Annotated in this window: 15 protein-coding genes; 12 read left to right on the forward strand and 3 right to left on the reverse strand. The window is 56.5% G+C overall.

What is annotated here, in order from left to right; genetic code table 11:
- Positions 1-21: 21 nt before the first annotated feature.
- Together BM352_RS17715 and BM352_RS17720 are read right to left on the reverse strand one after the other, a co-directional pair.
- Positions 22-1,440 (reverse strand): dihydrolipoyl dehydrogenase family protein, encoded by a 1,419-nt coding sequence (locus BM352_RS17715; RefSeq protein WP_090219589.1) that lies wholly within the window; start codon positions 1,438-1,440, stop codon positions 22-24.
- A 3-nt stretch (positions 1,441-1,443) separates the two neighbouring features.
- Complete coding sequence (locus tag BM352_RS17720; protein ID WP_425434562.1) at positions 1,444-2,169, reverse strand: TVP38/TMEM64 family protein; 726 nt, start codon at positions 2,167-2,169, stop codon at positions 1,444-1,446.
- A gap of 282 nt (positions 2,170-2,451) precedes the next feature.
- Between BM352_RS17720 and rpmH the strand changes: the two genes are divergently transcribed.
- Genes rpmH through yidD form a run of 3 tightly spaced genes read left to right on the forward strand, consistent with a single transcriptional unit; the run spans position 2,452 to position 3,233 of the window.
- Complete coding sequence (gene rpmH / locus BM352_RS17725; protein ID WP_021101915.1) at positions 2,452-2,589, forward strand: 50S ribosomal protein L34; 138 nt, start codon at positions 2,452-2,454, stop codon at positions 2,587-2,589.
- Between the two features lie 27 nt (positions 2,590-2,616).
- Entirely contained in the window at positions 2,617-3,015 is a 399-nt protein-coding gene (gene rnpA, locus BM352_RS17730) for a ribonuclease P protein component (protein WP_090219594.1), read from the forward strand.
- A complete protein-coding gene (yidD, locus tag BM352_RS17735; RefSeq protein WP_090219597.1) occupies positions 3,012-3,233 on the forward strand; it encodes a membrane protein insertion efficiency factor YidD in 222 nt (73 codons plus the stop codon). The genes rnpA and yidD overlap by 4 nt, the downstream gene beginning before the upstream one ends.
- 8 nt (positions 3,234-3,241) lie before the next feature.
- On the opposite strand, the gene BM352_RS17740 is transcribed toward yidD, so the two are convergent.
- Positions 3,242-3,769: a DUF3833 domain-containing protein gene (locus tag BM352_RS17740; RefSeq protein WP_090219600.1), complete on the reverse strand. Its 528-nt coding sequence runs from the start codon at positions 3,767-3,769 to the stop codon at positions 3,242-3,244.
- Between the two features lie 87 nt (positions 3,770-3,856).
- Here BM352_RS17740 and ttcA point away from each other — a divergent pair, with 87 nt between their 5' ends.
- The 9 genes from ttcA to BM352_RS17785 all read left to right on the forward strand — a co-directional run bounded on the left by ttcA (position 3,857) and on the right by BM352_RS17785 (position 12,647).
- Positions 3,857-4,747: a tRNA 2-thiocytidine(32) synthetase TtcA gene (ttcA, locus tag BM352_RS17745; protein WP_090219603.1), complete on the forward strand. Its 891-nt coding sequence runs from the start codon at positions 3,857-3,859 to the stop codon at positions 4,745-4,747.
- Positions 4,748-4,805: 58 nt separating this feature from the next.
- Positions 4,806-6,329: a bifunctional diguanylate cyclase/phosphodiesterase gene (locus BM352_RS17750; RefSeq protein ID WP_090219606.1), complete on the forward strand. Its 1,524-nt coding sequence runs from the start codon at positions 4,806-4,808 to the stop codon at positions 6,327-6,329.
- Between the two features lie 118 nt (positions 6,330-6,447).
- A complete protein-coding gene (gene yidC, locus BM352_RS17755; RefSeq protein WP_090219611.1) occupies positions 6,448-8,274 on the forward strand; it encodes a membrane protein insertase YidC in 1,827 nt (608 codons plus the stop codon).
- A complete protein-coding gene (locus BM352_RS17760) occupies positions 8,271-9,014 on the forward strand; it encodes an MOSC domain-containing protein (RefSeq protein WP_090219613.1) in 744 nt (247 codons plus the stop codon). The genes yidC and BM352_RS17760 overlap by 4 nt, the downstream gene beginning before the upstream one ends.
- Positions 9,011-9,664, forward strand: coding sequence for a ribosome biogenesis GTP-binding protein YihA/YsxC (yihA, locus tag BM352_RS17765; RefSeq protein WP_090219616.1), 654 nt, complete (start codon positions 9,011-9,013; stop codon positions 9,662-9,664). The genes BM352_RS17760 and yihA overlap by 4 nt, the downstream gene beginning before the upstream one ends.
- Positions 9,665-9,736: 72 nt before the next feature.
- A complete protein-coding gene (argB, locus tag BM352_RS17770; protein WP_175500721.1) occupies positions 9,737-10,606 on the forward strand; it encodes an acetylglutamate kinase in 870 nt (289 codons plus the stop codon).
- Between the two features lie 78 nt (positions 10,607-10,684).
- Entirely contained in the window at positions 10,685-11,479 is a 795-nt protein-coding gene (locus BM352_RS17775) for a sterol desaturase family protein (protein WP_090219622.1), read from the forward strand.
- Entirely contained in the window at positions 11,476-12,138 is a 663-nt protein-coding gene (locus tag BM352_RS17780; protein ID WP_090219624.1) for a ferredoxin, read from the forward strand. Before BM352_RS17775 ends, BM352_RS17780 begins: the two co-directional genes overlap by 4 nt.
- Positions 12,135-12,647, forward strand: a complete 513-nt coding sequence (locus tag BM352_RS17785) for a SixA phosphatase family protein (RefSeq protein ID WP_090219627.1) — start codon at positions 12,135-12,137, stop codon at positions 12,645-12,647. Before BM352_RS17780 ends, BM352_RS17785 begins: the two co-directional genes overlap by 4 nt.
- The last annotated feature ends 18 nt before the right edge of the window (positions 12,648-12,665 follow it).

Here is a 12,665-nt window from a genome sequence, read left to right on the forward strand (position 1 = left end):
ATTGCCTCCCACGGGCGCATTTTAAGGCAGAAATTTTTGCACAAAACCAACAACTTTCTTCACCATATCGCTTTCAAATAGCCTTGGCGAGAAATAGGCACCTGCGGCGCGTTTGTTAACCTCTCCAAGCGTCGGATATGGCGCAACCATAGCGGCGATTTGGCTCATCTTCATGTTGTTCGCAATGGCCAAGGCCCAAACACCGATCAAATCGCCCGCACTCGCCCCAACGATCGAGGCCCCGACGGGGCGCCCCTTCATAACCATCACTTTAATCAATCCCGTGGTTTTACCCTCGGCAATGGCGCGGTCGTTTTCGTGGAACGGGAAGCGGTAGACCTCTGCCTTGTCTCCGTATTCCTCACGCGCTTGCGCCTCGGTCAGGCCAACCTGCGCCAATTCGGGGTCCGTGTAGGTCGCCCAAGGGATGTGGTCTTGCTTCGCTTTGGAGGGCAATCCAAACAGGATGGAGCGGATCACGACGCCTGCGTGATATCCGGCAACATGCGTAAACTGCAGCTGCCCCGCGACATCCCCGATGGCATAGACCTTTTTGTTGCTCGTCTTCATCGATGCATCAACATCGATACCGCGACGGGAATATTCGATGCCCGCTTTTTCTAGGTCAAGATCGTTGACGTTTGCCGCGCGACCTACTGCCATCAGCAGATGGGAGCCTTTGAAAATACGGCCATCTTTTGCCTTCACTTCAATATTGCCTGCAGTTCCGGTGATTTCTTCCGCCAATGCGTTCTCTTCGATGACCATGCCCTCCTCGCGCATCCGGTCGAGGACGATAGCGGCCAACTCTGGGTCATCCTTGTTCATGGCCTTATCGCCCTCAATCACCGTGACCTTAGAGCCGAGCCGCAAATGCGCCTGCGCCATCTCGATCCCGATAGGGCCGCCGCCTACGATGAGCAAATGCTCCGGCAAATCTCGCAGATCCCACAAACTTTCATTGGTCAGGTAAGGCACATTCTCCAGCCCCGGAATAGGTGGAACGAAAGGCGACGAACCGGTCGACACAACAATGCGACGCGCTGAAATCTCGGTATCGCCTGCCTGGACGGTTGTCTTACCGGTGAATCTCCCGCGCTCACGGATAACTGTGACGCCCATGCCTTCGAAGCGCTCTTCGCTATCCACAGGTGCAATTGTCGCAATAACGTTGTTCACGTGATCCTTGGCGGCCGCGTAATCAACTTGCGGCTCCATATCAGCGATACCGAATTTCGAGCCATTGCGCACGGTGTAGGCCTGCTTGCCTGCTGCAATCAGCGCTTTGGAGGGTACACACCCATAGTTCAGACAATCCCCGCCCATCTTATGGTCTTCCAGCAAAACCACCTTTGCCCCCATTTGGACCGCACCCGCTGCAACCGACAATCCGCCAGAACCTGCGCCAATAACCAACAGGTCAGTTTTGATCTTTTTCATGGGTCAGATACCTTCTTTTCCGCGCACGGCCTTAAGAATGATCGGCAGCAGAGCAAGTGCGCAAAGGCCAAGAATTGGGAACAGAATGTGAGGCTCGAAAATGACGCCAAGATTTGGCGTCTCGCCACGCTCAAACACTTCGCCAAGACCCGCACCGACAGATGTGTAGACAATTGAGCCCGGAATGATTCCGAAAAAGGTTGAGATTACGAAACGTCGCAAGGGCACGTTGACCAAAGCTGGAACAAGGTTGGCCACGAAGAATGGAACAGCTGGCACGAGGCGGATCAAGAACAGGACGGACCACTGGTTCTCGTCGATGCCGTCCTTGATCTTTTTGACCATCCCGTCGCCGCTCTCCATCTTGGCCGCGAGTTTGTCGCCGAACCCCATGCGTGCCGCAGAAAAAATGGCCGTCGCCCCGATGGTTGCGCCGATAATATTATAGAGAAACCCCGGAAAGGTCGCGAACAAGAAGCCGCCCGTCAGCGTCGCAATCGCAGCCCCCGGCAAGGAAAATGCGACAATCACCACATAGATGGCAATAAACCCCAACACGGCCACAAGATAGTTCGCATCCCGAAAGGCGATCAACGCCTCGCGATTGTCACGCAGGGCGTCAAAGCTCAGGTAGTCACGCAAGGTAAACGCCCCGATCAACGCTACGGCGACAATCAAGAGGATCGGCAGCTTCTTCTGAAAGGCCGATTTTTCTGGGTTGGTCATCATATCCGCCATTTATTGGAATCCTGAAGTGTAAGTTGCCACGTTGATGGGCGAAAATCAGTGAATAGGATACCACCACTCACGCTTGCTTGATCAGCGGTGATGGAAATACGCGCCCTATAGCCCTTTCACATGGCGTAGGTTACAAGTCGCGGGAGAATTGTTGCAAAAATGGGCGGGTTTGCCCGTTGACGCAGAACGCAGGGCTGTCTATGACGCAGGCTCTGAACACATATGGGTTCGAATCCTTCTTGGATTTGTCCTCGATCCGCAGGAGCCTCGCTCATGAGCAAACGTACATTCCAACCGTCGAACTTGGTTCGCAAGCACCGCCACGGCTTCCGTGCGCGCATGGCAACCAAAGCTGGCCGTAAAATCCTGAACGCGCGTCGCGCGAAAGGCCGGGCGAAGCTGAGCGCGTAAGCGCCTCCTTCTCCTTTTTTGACCTAGATGCCGCCGGAGGCCCACGTGACAGGACAAGACGTCCCGGTCGCGGATGTGCCACCGGCGGCTTCCGTTTGTCTGGAGGTTATGCGCAAACGCGCTGACTTCCTGCGGGCCGCTCGCGCCAAACGCTCTGGCCAGCCCGGATTTCTTTTGCAAGCCCGCGCTCGGGAAGACCAAGAAGCGCCGCGTGTCGGCTACACCTGCTCCAAGAAAATCGGCAATGCAGTCATCCGCAACCGCGCCAAGCGCCGCTTGCGTGAAGTCGCGCGCTTAGTTCTGGGCGCGCACGCCAAGCAAGGGTGGGACTATGTTTTGGTAGGTCGCCCGAACGAGACCGTTTCCCGCAGCTTCGAACAGCTTGTCGCCGACCTCACGCGCGCTGTGGCGAAGGTCCACGCATGACGCCCCTCGCATGGATATGCGCCCTCCCCGTGCGCGGGTATCGCGCTGTGTTTAGCCCTTGGGTAGGGCATAATTGCCGCTATGACCCAACCTGCTCCGCTTACGCCCTGGAAGCATTGAAAAAGCATGGCGGGATCAAAGGATCATGCCTCGCCGCGCGGCGCATTGCGCGCTGCAACCCTTGGGGTGGCATGGGCGTGGACGACGTCCCTGATTGAACTGGCGGTCAACGCCGCTTCTCGAAGCTGATCGTAACGTCTCCGACATCGACGCCGAAGCGCTTCATGTAGGCGCGGTTCAAAAGTCGACCATCGTCCTGAAGCCACATCCAATCGTCAAAGCTGACGCGTGTGGTCGCTCCGTCGCCAACTGGCAAATCAATCGTGTAACGCCAGTTGAATCGATCACCCTGTTCCTCGCCAGTGGCCTCCCCGATCACACCGGGCGCGGTGCCCCGCCATGAATCAGGGCCAGTCTTGGTCAACGACCAAATGCGTTGCTCGGTCGAACCATCTTCGTAGGTAAAATCCTCGACAAGACGCAAAACTGCACCATCCCATGTCCCCTTGATGTCTACCACAAACTGCCGTCGCACGGTTCCAAAAATATCCTGAAACTGTCCGTAAGCGCGCAGGTCCCCGACGAAGTACTCTTCAAGGTTCAACTCGAGGGTGCTGAGGCTCGAATCCTCGAACGACGGCTTTCCCGTGCAGGCACCAAGAACTAGCGCCAAGGCAAGAACGGCATATCTCATTAGCGATCTCCTTTTAGAAGGATACGCTTTGCGGTGCGGATCAGATGTATCTTCCTTTGACGTCGCACTCGCCCTATACACGCGGCCATGCTGGACAAACCTGACACCCCCACTGAAGCGATTGACGACATCCACGCGCTGTTTCACGGCGCGCCCTCGACCACCGAGTTCAAAAAGCTGCGCAAGCGGATCGTTCGCGACACGCGCCAAGCGATTGATGATTTCGGCATGATCGAGCGAGGCGCAAAATGGCTTGTCTGCCTCTCAGGCGGGAAGGACAGCTACACCCTGCTTGCAGCACTGACGGAGTTGCAGTGGCGCGGCTTACTGCCTGTAGAAATATTGGCCTGCAATCTCGACCAAGGGCAGCCAAATTTTCCGGCGACCGTTTTGCCCGAATTTCTTGAAAAAATGGGCGTCCCCCATCGCATTGAGTATCAAGACACATACTCCATCGTGAAGGATAAGGTGCCTGCTGGTCGCACGTATTGCGCTCTATGTTCGCGACTGCGTCGCGGAAACCTGTATCGCATTGCCCGCGAGGAAGGGTGTTCCGCCGTCGTGTTGGGTCATCATCGCGACGACATTCTAGAGACGTTCTTTCTGAACCTCTTTCACGGCTCTCGGCTGTCAGCGATGCCCCCAAAGCTGCTGAATGAAGAAGGGGACGTCTTCGTCTACCGCCCGTTGGCCTATGTGTCCGAAGCCGATTGCGAGCGTTTTGCCCGCAATATGAACTACCCGATCATTCCTTGTGATCTGTGCGGCTCGCAAGACGGGCTTCAGCGGCAGAACATCAAACAAATGCTTGATGTTTGGGAACAAAAATCACCCGGCCGCAGACAGAAGATGTTCCGTGCGCTGACAAACACGAACCCTTCCCACCTCTTGGACCCTAGCCTGTTCGACTTTGCTGGTCTGACCCGAGACCCAATAAAATTTGAGCAAAACCCGCCAAACTTGCTGCCAGACGATTAATGCACTGACAATGGTCCCGACCTAGTGCTGACCCAGTTCGAATGCGAAAGGGTCAACAATGAAAAAGCTAGGGGTGTGGGCGGCGCAACTGACAGGATCCGGCTCCGCGAAACGGATCGGCTTGGCATTTCTTCCAATATTGGCTGGGCTGTCCTATGCGACTGGGCATTGGCAGATTCTTGTGATCGCTTGCATTGCCATTCCTGTTTTACTGTCCGGCTTCCGCCTGCCCCAAACGGCTCCAGAAAATACACGACTGCGCGCAGGGGGCGAAGCCGAGTTCACCAGCGCCGTGGAAACAGCCCTTACGCAATCAAACGGCACACATCGTTGCGCTGTTGTGATGCTGGAACTCGACGAAATTGATGTTGTACGAGACACATGGGGCGTCGAAGGCCTTGAGACAATAGTGTCCGCAATTGCCGACAGATTGTGTTCGATGCTTCGCAACAGCGACATCATTGTTCAGTTGTCTGAAAGTCGCCTGGCCATTTCCCTGCCCTCTATTCGCGTGCCAGAACTCGGTGCGGTCATCTCCTTGATTGACCGCCTGCAGACTGCGGCACGCCCCGCAGTCCGTATTGACAGCGCCAACGCCTATGTCACGCTCAGCGCAGGCTTTTGCCTTGAGGGGCGCGCCGCGGACAACTCCGCAGCGGCGCTGATTGAGGCGTCCTATCTCGCGCTTTTGGACGCAAAGTCCCAAGGCGTCGAAAGCTCGCGCGGATACTCCGCGAAAACGACGCCTCACTTCAAGAAGCCCGATGCTCATGTCCAAGCCGTCTTGCGCGCTTTGCAGGACGGGCAGATCGTTGCATGGTTCCAACCACAATTGTCGACAGACACAGGACTTGTCAGCGGGTTCGAAGCGCTCGCACGCTGGAGCCACCCGACACGAGGCGTCCTTTCCCCCGCGGAGTTTCTACCTGCTCTAGAAACCGCGCACGCAATGGAACTCTTGAGCGAAACCATGCTGCAACACGCCCTGCGCGCGATACGGGCATGGGATGTTGCGGGGCATAAAATTCCCTCTGTCGCAGTGAACTTTGCCACGGAAGACCTGCGAAACCCCAGCTTGATCGAGCGGATCAAATGGGACGTCGACCGCTTTGAGATTGACCCTGCCCGCTTGACGGTCGAGATCTTGGAAACTGTGGTGTCCGAGCACGACGATGACATTATAACTCGCAATATCAGAGCTTTGGGTGACCAAGGTTATCGCATTGACCTCGATGACTTTGGGACCGGGCACGCGTCACTGTCCAATATCCGGCGTTTTGCTGTCGACAGAATCAAAATCGACCGGTCATTCATTACCCGCGCTGACGAAGACCCTGAGCAGCAACGCATGATCAACGCCATCATCAGCATGGCTGAGCAAATGGAAATCGACACCGTGGCGGAAGGCGTGGAGACAATCGGAGAGAAGAGCATTCTTTCACAACTCGGATGCACCCACATGCAAGGATACGCAATCGCGCGCCCAATGCCGTTCGAGCAAACGCTCCTGTGGCTTCAAGAGCATACATCCGCGGCATCAAAGGCAAGCTACTTCCCACGTGAGAGCAAACTGCGACGATAGCCTATGAAGCCGCGTCCGAAAGTGGTCAAACACGTCGAAATGTCCAATACCGCTTGACCTTTCGGTCCCCAGCCTGTTGAACCAGCCTGACTTAAAAATGACAGGTGGCGGCCCCGTAATGGACGATCAAAACAAGAACCTTATTCTTGCAACTGCGCTCAGCTTTTTGGTGATCCTGGTCTGGTTCTTCATGTTCCCTCCGGAAGAGGTCGCAGTCGACCCAAATGCGACACCGACCGCGACAACGCAATCGGACGGCTCAGCGGTGCTTCCGCCCAGCGCGGCCACGATTGCCCCTGCACCGGCGCCGGTCTCCATCGCTCAGACACGCGCGACGACATTGGCTGCGAACACGCGGTTGAAAATCGAAACGCCTCGCCTGACTGGCTCCATCTCTCTTACCGGCGGCCGCCTTGATGATCTGTCTCTATCGACTTATCGCGAAACTCTCGATGCCGATTCCGACAATGTGACGCTTCTGTCTCCCGTCGGCACGGAACAGGCTTACTACGCTCTTTACGGATGGGCTCCGTCCGGCGCGCTCACCTACGATCAGGTGCCTGGTGCAAACACCCAATGGACGCTGGCCGAGGGCGAGACACTAGCCCCTGGCAGCCCGGTCACCCTGACATGGGACAATGGCGCAGGGCTCATCTTCAGCCGCGTCTTCTCAGTCGACGAACATTTCATGTTCACCGTGACCCAGAAAGTCGAAAACGCGACCGGCACGGCGCAACGCATCCAGCCCTATGGCATCGTGGCACGGCACGGCGAGCCTGACATCCAGCAGTTCTTCATCGCCCATGAGGGCGTTGTGGTCATGGCCGACGGCGTACTAAGCGAAATCGACTATGACGACATGCCAGACTTCCCCACAATTGCACGCGAAGCTGCAAATGCGGAAGTGACGACTGTAGCCGAAACCGGCTGGGTTGGGTTTGCTGACAAATACTGGATGACCACACTCATCCCTGAAAACCAAACACCATTCACTTCGGTCGTGAAATACGTGCCCGGTGCGGACATTTATCAAACTGAAGCCCGCCTTCAGCCCGTCGATATCGCCGCAGGTGCAACCGCTGAAGTCACGACGCGTCTGTTTGCAGGTGCAAAGGAATGGGAAGAAATCAAGGCCTACGAGGCCAGCGGCGTTGACCGTTTCATTGACAGCATCGATTGGGGTTGGTTCTTCTTCCTGACCAAGCCAATCTTTGCCGTGCTGCACTGGCTCAACAACATCATCGGCAACATGGGCTGGTCGATCATCGCCCTGACATTGCTGATCAAAGCTCTGCTCTTCCCGCTTGCTTACAAATCCTATGTCTCGATGGCGAAGATGAAAGAACTCCAGCCGCAGATGGAGAAGATCAAAGAGAAGGCCGGCGACGACCGCCAGAAGCTTCAGCAAGAAATGATGGAGCTATACAAAAAGGAGAAGGTGAACCCTGCTGCAGGTTGTTTACCGATCCTACTCCAGATTCCGATCTTCTTTTCGCTCTATAAGGTGATCTTCAATACGATCGAACTGCGCCACGCACCATGGATCGGTTGGATTCGCGACCTGTCTGCGCCGGATCCATCGTCAATACTGAACCTGTTCGGTGCGCTTCCTTACGCAACGCCAGAGCCCGGATCTATCTTCTACATCCTGTCGCTAGGCGTATTGCCAATCATCCTCGGTATTTCGATGTGGCTTCAGCAAAAACTGAATCCAGCGCCCACTGACGCAACTCAGGCGATGATTTTCGCGTGGATGCCTTGGGTGTTCATGTTCATGCTGGGAAGCTTTGCCTCCGGCCTGGTTATCTACTGGATTGCCAACAACGTCATCACCTTCACGCAGCAATACACAATTATGCGGAGCCAAGGATATAAGCCCGATGTGTTCGGCAATATCCTCTCTGGCTTCAAGCGAACGAAAAAGCCTGCGAGTGACAAAAAATGACAGTGACCCTCGCCCATATATGGCGGCATCCCGTCAAATCACATGGGCGGGAAGCGCTGCCTGAAGTGGCCCTTGAGGCAGGTCAAACCATGCCCTGGGATCGCACTTGGGCTGTGGCCCACGAAGGCGCAAGAATAGACGGCACCGAATGGGGCCCCTGCGCGAATTTCTCTCGGGGGTCAAAAGCACCGAAACTGATGGCCATAAATTGTTCGCTGGATGAAGAAAGCGAAACTGTCACGTTCTCCCATCCAGATCTTCCAACGGTCACACTCCACCCGGAGCGGGAAGCAGCGCAGTTGATCGAATGGACTCGCGCGCTTATGCCCGAAGATCGCGCCCAGTCGGCACGCGTCGTGCGAGTTGCGGGACGGGGCATGACAGATACTCCGTTCCCTTCGATCTCAATCGCCAATTCCGCCAGCCACCAAGCAGTTGCCTCGCAAGTTGGTCAATCTCTGTCTCAAAAGCGCTGGCGCGCGAACCTCTGGCTTGACGGGCTTGAGGCTTGGGAAGAATTTGAATGGCTGGGGAAAACCCTACGCATCGGCGAAGTTGAGTTCTCCATCAAGGAACGCATCACCCGATGCCTTGCCACCACTGCAAACCCTGACACCGGCGAGCGTGACGCTGACACGTTGGCCGCGCTCAAATCCTGGGGCCATCAAGATTTTGGTATCTACGCGTCGGTCAAAACACCCGGTACGATACGCATCGGCGACAAAGCAGAGCTTGTATGACCAATTTTACTTTCCAGATCGCAGAAGAGCCGACGCCTGAAGAGGGCGAGAATGGCCGCGTGCTATTCGCGGGCGAAACCGACTTTCTAAAAGGCGTCGTCGCAATGGATGGGATGCCGCCTGCCGACCGCTTGGAGGTCTGCTTTGCAGGGCGCTCCAACGTGGGAAAGTCCAGCCTGATCAACGCATTGACGGGGCGAAAAGCCTTGGCCAGGACGTCAAACACGCCCGGCCGGACGCAGGAAATCAACTTTTTCACGCTCGCCGAAAGCCACTACCTTGTCGACTTGCCCGGCTACGGCTTTGCCGAAGCCCCTGTGGCCATCGTGCAAAAATGGCAACGCCTTTTGAAGGCCTACCTATCGGGTCGTCAAACTCTGCGCCGTGCCTTTGTTCTGATCGATTCACGTCACGGGGTTAAGCCCGTGGATGAAGAAATCCTATCGCTTTTGAACAAATCCGCTGTGACGTTCCAAGTGGTGCTGACCAAAACGGACAAGCTGAAAAAGGGCGAGCTAGACAAAGTCATCACCCAAGTCAGCACCGCGTTGCAAAAGCACCCCGCCGCGTTTCCCGAGATCGTTTTGACCTCGTCTGAGAAAGGCATCGGCATCCCCACGCTGCGCCATATCATTGGCACGCTGGTCTAGTAGCCATGCGGTGCTTGGCAGCAGCGATGCCAGACGATAAACCCTTTGAAACCCGCAACTGACCGGCTCATCATGAAAAAGCAGACCGCTATGAACAGCAACTGGATTGAAACCGCGCAAACCTTGTCGGCCGCCCTGCCGTACCTGCAGCGGTATGACGGCGCGATTGTGGTGATCAAGCTTGGTGGTCACGCGATGGGCAGCGACGAAGCCATGGACCTGTTTGCGCGTGACGTTGTGTTGATGCAGCAAGTTGGGGTCAATCCAGTGATCGTGCACGGCGGCGGCCCGATGATTAACGACATGCTTGCGCGACTGGGTGTTAAGTCCGATTTCGTGAACGGTAAGCGCGTCACCGATGCCGCCACCGTAGAGGTCGTTGAGATGGTGCTGTCCGGCTCGGTCAACAAGCGCATTGTTCAAGCGATCAACCGCCAAGGCGGTCGCGGTGTCGGCCTGTCGGGCAAAGACGCCGGGATGATCCGGTGCGAGGCGTCTCATCCAGAGCTCGGTTTTGTGGGTGATCCCGTCGAAGTGAAACCAGACGTTCTGCGCCAGCTCTTCGAGGCGGAGATAATCCCTGTTATCGCCCCTCTCGGCTTTGGTGACAATGGCGAGACGTTCAACATTAACGGCGACACAGCAGCGGGTGCCATTGCCGCCGCGCTGAAAGCCGACCGCCTGTTGCTGCTGACAGACGTGGCGGGCGTCAAAGATGCGTCGGGGGAGGTCGTGACGGAGCTGACTGCATCCTACATCCGTAAGCTGACAGAGGACGGGATCATTGCAGGTGGCATGATCCCTAAAACAGAGACCGCTTTGGCCGCCCTTGATGGCGGCGTACGGGCAGCTGTCATTCTGGACGGGCGCGCGCCCAATGCGTGTCTGCTGGAACTCTTCACGCCACATGGTGCGGGCTCCATGATCCGTCAGGACAGCTAACGCCCTATCACGCAGTTGTGCCTATGCTGCGGCACCGCGCCACTTGCCAGACTGCGCCGCTCACGTAGATTGTGCGATATGGAAAATGAAGCTCTCATCCGCCTTGCGGTATTCGCCGGGCTATTTGCCCTGTTCGCAGCAATGGAAGCGTTGGCTCCACGTCGTGACCGAACCCAGACCCGCAAGTCCCGCTGGTTCACAAACTGGGCCATCATCATCATTGATACGGTGACGCTGCGAGCGCTGGCGATTTTCCTCCCGTTGCTCGCGGTCGGGGCCGCCTATGACGCGGCTGACAAAGGTTGGGGGTTCTTCAATGCGGTCGACTGGCCCTTATGGGTCGAGGTTGTTCTAGCCGTTTTGATCTTGGATTTCGCCATCTGGGCGCAACACTTGATCACACATAAAGTACCATTGTTGTGGCGCCTACATCAGGTGCATCACGCTGATGTCGACATTGATGTTACCACGGCTATACGTTTTCACCCGGTCGAGATCGCTTTGTCGATGATGCTGAAGATCGGCATTGTCTATGTGATGGGCCCAGCAGGTCTCGCAGTGATCTTGTTCGAGATTATCCTGAACGGCACAGCGATGTTCAACCACGCCAACATCAAGCTGCCACTCTGGCTGGATGCGATTGTGCGGACGGTTCTGGTGACGCCCGACATGCACCGCGTCCACCATTCGGTCCATCGCTCCGAACATGACAGCAATTACGGGTTCTCTCTGTCGATCTGGGACCGCATATTCCGCACTTATATTGCCCAACCCGCCGAGGGCCACGACGAGATGAAGATCGGTCTGCGTTGGCAGGATGAACGACCGTCAAAACTCGGCTGGTCTCTTGCCCTGCCCTTCAAAAACAAGTGACGCTCGCGGATTTAAAAGCCGCGTGTAGAACGGTGCATTTGGATATTCTAGGGGCGTTCCACCCTGCTCAGGAAGATATTGCTCCTGTTGGATGCGGCACCCTTGTGCTTCTAGGCCCGCGCGAACCTGGGTTTTGGGCTGGCTTCACTCAAAGCCCTGAATGGCTGGACAATGAGCCCGACCCAATCGATCGTTGGTCGGTCCGCGTGATCTCTGCGCTGGCCGAGCAAATTGGTGCTACGGCACTTTTCCCGTTCGGTGGTCCGCCTTATCAGCCATTTTTTCGTTGGGCGCTCGCGTCCGGCCACGCATGGCAAAGCCCTGTTTCCCTCCTAGTGCACGCGCAAGCAGGGTTAATGGCGTCTTATCGCGGCGCGCTGGCGCTACCAGAGCGATTGGAGCTACCGCCCGCACCGCCCAAACCATGCGATAGCTGCGCGGATAAGCCCTGCTTATCGGCTTGCCCCTCTGCCGCGCTGACCCGCGAAGGGTATGACGTTCCCAAATGCCACGCCTTTCTCGACACCAAAGAAGGCCGTTCGCACCTATCACAAGGATGCAACGTGCGCCGCGCTTGCCCGGTGTCACAAAGCTATGGCAGGGTGGAAGAACAGTCGGCATATCACATGTCGATATTCCATAAGGGGGCCACTACTTGAAACTCATCCTCACCCGCCACGCCAAATCCAGCTGGGACGATCTTTCGCTGGATGACCATGACCGACCTTTGAACGAAAGGGGCCAGTCAGCAGCTCAGCGGATGGGCAAATGGATTGAGGGTCGCCGCCACGTGCCGTCTCAGGTGATCTCGTCTGACGCGGCGCGCGCACGCGAGACCGCCGAGGTAATGATTGCCTCAATGGGCGGCGCGCCCAGCCTGACATTGGATGAAGGTCTCTATCACGCGTCGCCAGACACCGTTCTGGCCCGCATACAGCGCGCACCCAAGGGCGACCTAATGATCGTGGGTCACAACCCAGGCATTGCCGCTCTGGCATCCCTTATCGTGGATGTACGGCCGGTCCATGACCGTTTCGGAGTCTACCCCACAACCGCCACGCTGATAGCCGAGGTCCCGGTCGATGATTGGGCAGACCTGAAATACGGAATGGCTCGGGTCATTCAGTTCATCGTCCCGCGCGAACTGAAAGAACTCAATATCGCCTAATCCAACAGCGCTTAACGA

The sequence above is a fragment of the Litoreibacter janthinus genome, from assembly GCF_900111945.1.
In the GTDB taxonomy this organism is placed as follows: domain Bacteria; phylum Pseudomonadota; class Alphaproteobacteria; order Rhodobacterales; family Rhodobacteraceae; genus Litoreibacter; species Litoreibacter janthinus.